Annotated in this window: 4 protein-coding genes; 2 read left to right on the top strand and 2 right to left on the bottom strand. The window is 35.0% G+C overall.

Annotated elements, in window-relative coordinates; genetic code table 11:
* Nucleotides 1–437: 437 nt before the first annotated feature.
* A complete protein-coding gene (locus KNP94_RS15705; protein ID WP_214861860.1) occupies nt 438–620 on the top strand; it encodes a hypothetical protein in 183 nt (60 codons plus the stop codon).
* A 114-nt stretch (nt 621–734) separates the two neighbouring features.
* Here the strand turns inward: KNP94_RS15705 and KNP94_RS15700 are convergent, their stop codons facing one another.
* A complete protein-coding gene (locus tag KNP94_RS15700; protein WP_215115964.1) occupies nt 735–917 on the bottom strand; it encodes a hypothetical protein in 183 nt (60 codons plus the stop codon).
* A gap of 305 nt (nt 918–1,222) precedes the next feature.
* Between KNP94_RS15700 and KNP94_RS15695 the strand changes: the two genes are divergently transcribed.
* On the top strand, nt 1,223–2,098 hold the full coding sequence (locus KNP94_RS15695; RefSeq protein ID WP_215115963.1) for a nucleotidyl transferase AbiEii/AbiGii toxin family protein: 876 nt from the start codon (nt 1,223–1,225) through the stop codon (nt 2,096–2,098).
* Between the two features lie 3 nt (nt 2,099–2,101).
* Here the strand turns inward: KNP94_RS15695 and KNP94_RS15690 are convergent, their stop codons facing one another.
* Nucleotides 2,102–3,043 carry a type IV toxin-antitoxin system AbiEi family antitoxin domain-containing protein gene (locus tag KNP94_RS15690; RefSeq protein WP_215115962.1) on the bottom strand — a complete coding sequence of 314 codons (942 nt, stop codon included), beginning with the start codon at nt 3,041–3,043 and terminating at the stop codon, nt 2,102–2,104.
* Nucleotides 3,044–3,708: the final 665 nt, after the last annotated feature.

The following is a 3,708-nucleotide window of genomic DNA, read 5'->3' as shown; positions in this document are numbered from 1 at the left end:
CGTGCGAGGAACGTTGAAGGAGGGAGCGAAGCGAGTCCATTCAATGTGACGCAGTACGCCAGCAAACGAAGTGAAGGCGTAAACGCCGAAAACGAAGTGCGGTAGTTGTTTATGTGTTATAAATTTTTTTAGATCTATTTTTTATTTTGGAGGTGTAAATATGAACAATGTTAAGTATTACGAATTAAAGTTTGACTTGATAATGGAGAACAGTTCCTCTATTGAGCGTGTTCTTCAATTGGCTGATCTGATGATTGAGATAGAATCTAGTAAGGGTTGGCAAGAAAGGGACGACGAAATGATGGCCTTGTATAGACAGGTAGTAGAAGCTAGATCTTTTTAATTACATAAGGAATGACTGTTTGTAAAAAAAAAAAAGATTAGTATGTATCTCTATGAATTGCTAATATATTTAATATTTTTAGGGAGGAATTACTTTGGAAAAACTGAAAAAATATGATTTTGCTTATGAACAAATTATGAGAAAAGAAAAGTCGATGGATCGGGACTTAGAGTTAGACTCTCTTTTACTCCAAATGGAGAGGGATTTAGAAATTATTCATAGTGATGCAAAAATTATTTCGTGGTATCAAAAAGTGATTGCTGCCAAATCACTTTAAAAAGTGTAAAAAAGGATATCGTTGCGTGAAATGACAATTCCTCGCAACGATGACGACGCTGCAGAGCCAAGCACGAAAAAAACGATCGATTCCGACCGTTTTCACAAACTTTTTTTAGCTTTTCGAAGCTGGAGAGAACGTGATGTTCAATTGCTTTCGAACGATAAGTACGACGATCAGAGAGACTAAAAGAGAAATCCGAAGAGCGGTATCATCAATCAAATTTGTTGCGTAATGAAGTGAAAAAAGAGTTGCTAATACAACTAAAACGATTCCTAAGAAAGTATATTTTTTCATCTGGGCACCTCTTTTCAGTAATCAAAATGGATTTTCCTCACGCTTAATTGTAGTCATTCATTGTTAAAAAAATCCATAAAAATCGAGAGCAATAAAATTCTTTAGAATGAAAAAAACTAAAGAAATGATGAAAAAGAGCATAAGGGGAAACTGCTATCACGCAGCGTGCTAGCCTAGGCGGAGCCTAGTTTTTCCCTGATATCACGAAAATCGCCAAAAGGTCACACCGCGTGCCACTAAAAACGTCATTTTGGCACGGTGTGTGCCATCGAAAAGGAGAGATCAGAAATATAATGAGTCATCTAATGCCGACACTTTTCCGTGATTTAGCAATCAAAGGAATTTTTTCTGACGATGATCTTTTAGAAATATTGACTTTAAAAGGAGGCAACGCACTAGCTCTTTTAGAGATAACAGATAGAGCTTCACAAGACTTGGATTTTTCTATTAAGCAGGGCGTGAAACTCACAAAAGAAGAGCACGAGCCTAAATTTAAAAGAGCATTATCTCGAGTTTTTAGAGAGGCTGGTTATGAAGTGATAGATTTTAAATTTGATATCAAACCTAAAAAATCGAAATCACCACTTCCACCATTTTGGGGAGGATATAGTATTGAATTTAAAGTTATGACAGAAGAAATGTTCGATGATTCAAAACACCTCTCTGAACAAAAAAGATCATCTATGGCGTTAGAAATTGTTGGTGGGAAAAAGAAGATAGAGATTGATATTAGCTTAGAAGAATACACTGAACCGAGAATGACAATGGAGTTAGATGAGTATCAAATTCATATTTATACTCCTTTGATGATCGTATACGAAAAAATGAGAGCGTTATGCCAACAGCTTCCGCAATACCCATTAGCATCGACGAACAAAGTGAGAGCCAGAGATTTGTATGATATCTATACAGCCATTCAAAAATCAGATTCTTTATCTTTAAGAGAACAGATTACTGATCCTGAAAATATTTATATCGTACAAGAAATATTTAAGGCAAAGGAAGTATCATTCGAGTTGATTCCAGAAATAATCAATCGTAAAGAAGAAATGAGGCAGAATTTCGAAGAGGTAGTTCGAGTTCAAATAACAGATCAGAGAAGCGTTCCTGCCTTTGATTTTTTATTTGATTTCAATCTCGAACTTATGATGGAAGTCTATAACTTGTTACCAAAAGAGTGATTTTTACTCTTCGGGTAACAAGTTTTTTGGATAATAGACGTTTGTTTGAAGATGGTGTTGCTTACTCAAAATTTGGTATCCGACGTACATTATGAATTCGTGATCTACGTAATCTTGTATTAACTTCATACTATTTGATTTATAACCATTCTCCATCATGTAAAAAGCAATTGAGTTTTGATAAGGATATTTGTAATCTAATTTTTTTAAATAACCAATCAAACGATTGACTGAAATGTCTTCAGCAGCTCTTTCGAAAGCCGACATAATTTCTTCTGGTCCACCTGAATAACTAGGTCTTACCACACAATCGATGAGAGTTCTTTCAAGATTTGTGACACGAATTTTTCTTGAAAGTTGTGGTGTCTTTTTACTTATTACTCCTAAGTTTCCTGTCTGTTTTCCATTCAACATGTGCACGAAATATTCTCGTCCTTGGTATTGAAAACTTGCGATTTGATTGGTTTTCCTCATAGGTCTGTTAAATGCGTAATCTATTTTCTTTTGAGTAAGCATGTTTTCTGGATCCACAGGCTTTTTAGTCTGCTCTCTATTTATGAATATTTCTTTGGGGACGTTATTTGTAAGGTCGTTTAAAAATAGTGCGCTATAATGCGATAAATAAGAATTAGGAAGAAGGCTTAATGCAACTTCAAAGGGATGAACAGTTGTTTGGATTCCCACGAGTAAAACATATCGTGATGTTGTTGAATGATTAGGTAAAACGAACTTCACTTTCTCTAAGACTTCTAATTCTATCAGTGCATTAACAAAAGTTTCGTATCCTAAAGTGCTTCTTAAGATGTTAGTATGTTTTATTTCATTTAGAACATCAATCAAGCTTATACGCGAAAATACAGATCCTTTGTCTATCAGTGCTTCTAAAATTGAATCTAATTCTTTAGAAATAGCCCATAAGACAGTTTTTTTCTTAGAAGATTGCATAAGAAACTCTCCTTTTATATACTCTGTGTCTCACTACTAGTATATATACTAGTAGTGAGACCTTGTACATTTAAATAAACATTACACCATACTCCTAGTATATATACTAGGAGTATGAGAACGTATTGTAAAGAAATCTTTTATAACACTACTAGTATATATACTAGTAGTGTGTTATTACTATTTGTTTTAAAAAGAATTATGAATGTGCTTTTTTAGCAACATTAAGATTAAAAGCTCAAAAATAAGGATTGTCAGAAAAATGATGTAAGCGTACAATAATCAGTAACAAAATACGGACGGAACAACAAAAAACGCCACTTCTCCTATCTACTTGTCGCCAAACGAGTAGATGATCAACGAAGTGACGCTTTTGAATAGCAAGTGCGGGAACACTGGCTATTGATCGTTGAAGGCACATTGGACGTGACTTCAACTTAGATGCACTTATCATACTAAGGAAACCTTGAACATTCAAGGTTTTAGTATAGAAAGGACATCGTTCAGTAGCAAGTTTTACGAAACTCGCTATCGGATGATGTCCTTTTTGTTTTGCTCTTACATAAAAAGAGGTCTGCACTCGCTCTTTAAACGAGTAGGTTCATCCAGCCGACGCAGTAGAATGGATCGGTCATCACCGCAGTTCCAGTAGGTGATGCGACGTT

This window comes from Exiguobacterium sp. s80 (assembly GCF_018618725.1).
Classification (GTDB): Bacteria; Bacillota; Bacilli; order Exiguobacteriales; family Exiguobacteriaceae; genus Exiguobacterium_A; species Exiguobacterium_A oxidotolerans.
This window is presented reverse-complemented; position numbering and strand designations above follow the sequence as displayed.